Below are 1,501 nucleotides of genomic sequence, written 5' to 3' on the forward strand. Positions count from 1 at the left end.
GAAGACGCCGTTGGCGATGAAAGCCGGGCCGCCGACGGTCAGGGCTGCACCGTTCTTGTTGCTCACGCGAGCGATCGTTGCGTACAGAGCCGTGCGCTTCGACAGGTTGTGCACGTAGCCCAGAGCCAGCTTGTTGGCCTTCGGATCTTCGACGGCAGGAGCGAACAACACTGCAGGAGCGTTGAAGTCATACTTGACGTGCGAGTACGAAGCGCGGATCAGGCCAGCACCGACCGGCACGGTCACGCCGAGCAGGTAGCCGGTGAGGTCCACGTCAGGACGGCCGCCGAGGAACGGTTCGACTTCGTAGTCGATCTTGTTCTTGGCCTTCGACAGTTCACCGAAGAGCTTCACGGGACCGAAGTCATACGAAGCGCCGAGGTTCAGCGTGTTGACCTTGGTGGTCGTGCCAACGTAGTAGTTGTCGCCCACGGTGCTGCTGCCGTAAGAAACCGCAACGTCCAGAGGACCGTTGGCGTAGCCGAAACGGCCACCAACGTAACGGCCTTGGCGCGAAGCGTTCAGCGTAGCCGGCGTAGCGGTGCCCGGGCTGTACTTGTTCTTCTCGCTGAAAGCGTACTGCACTTGGCCGTAGAAACCACCCAGGTTCGGCGGCAGGAAGTAGCCGATGCTGTTGCTGGCGCGAACGTAGTTGCTGCYGCCAACGTTGGTGAACGGAGCCGTTGCAGCTGCGGGGGTGCCGAAGGTGCCGAAGGCGTCGTTAGCGGTGTTGATCAGGTTGGAGCCAACGCCGTTGGTGCCGAACGGATCGAACACGGTGTCGTTCCAGAAGGTCGGGGTGTAGTCACGGCCGAGGCGGACTTCACCGAAACCACCCGACAGGCTCACGGTCGAGCGACGAGCGAAGGTAGCAATACCTTGCTGGCCGTCGTCGTTGGAGATCGGGGCTTCGAGCCAGAAGCTGGCAGCCAGGCCGCCACCGAGGTCTTCCGTACCACGGAAGCCGATACGGCTGGAGTTGTAGCCCGAGTTAGCCAGTGTACGACGGCTGACCTTGACGCTGCCTTGGTTCAGGTAGAACGGGTTCAGGAACGTGGCACCGTTCAGGTCACGCGAGGTGCTCGAATAGCCGCTGATCGACGCGTCGACCACGCCGAACAGCGTGACGGACGACTGAGCCGAGGCAACACCGGCAACAGCCAGGGCAGCCAGAGCAACTAGAGATTTTTTCATTGCAAGTTTCTCCAAGGTTAAACATAGGGCTCCGGTGCGAAGGGCTCACCGTGACTGGCACTTTTGTGCTCCCACCGGACCCCGGGCCAACCTCCTTTTGGGAAGTTGATGCTATTGCACCAGAGCCGCTGCGGCAGGGCAAAACAAATCGCCCGAAATCTCCAGCGGCCCACGCGTTTCGTTGCAGTCCTGCAACAAAGGACTTTGGCGCGCTCACAAACCACCATATGAAATGAAGCAACTGTTTCGCGCTGCTCTTTCCGCATACGTTCAAATACGGGCATGACTTCCACGCTCGACCCCGTCC

At 60.5% G+C, this 1,501-nt stretch carries 1 protein-coding gene; it reads right to left on the reverse strand.

What is annotated here, in order from left to right:
* A partial coding sequence (locus AC1DOC_RS33210; RefSeq protein WP_478131515.1) for a porin occupies nt 1-1,194 on the reverse strand: 1,194 nt, incomplete at its 3' end.
* Nucleotides 1,195-1,501: the final 307 nt, after the last annotated feature.

This window comes from Variovorax sp. 01T439_2, from assembly GCF_056398445.1.